The following is a 209-nucleotide window of genomic DNA, read 5'->3' as shown; positions in this document are numbered from 1 at the left end:
GCAATGAAAACGATGCGAGCAGCATCGAGCAGCTGGTGTTTGCTGACGGCACGATCTGGACGCCGGCGACTTTGCGTGCGATGGGCTTGACCACGTTGGGTACCGATGGCGCAGACACGATCGGCGGCTGGAACGGCAACGACGTCCTGCTGGGCGGAGCTGGCAACGACACCTTGTCCGGCGGCACCGGCACAGATCGTTTGGAGGGT

The 209-nt window shown here is 63.2% G+C and carries 1 protein-coding gene; it reads left to right on the top strand.

The features are described 5' to 3' along the window. Positions 1-209 (top strand): calcium-binding protein (locus AC1KVE_RS21040; RefSeq protein WP_481093052.1); only part of this gene is annotated, 209 nt, incomplete at both ends.

It is taken from the genome of Xanthomonas sp. NCPPB 2864 (assembly GCF_056675615.1).
The sequence above is the reverse complement of the archived record's forward strand: the minus strand, read 5'-3'. Positions and strand labels throughout refer to the sequence as shown.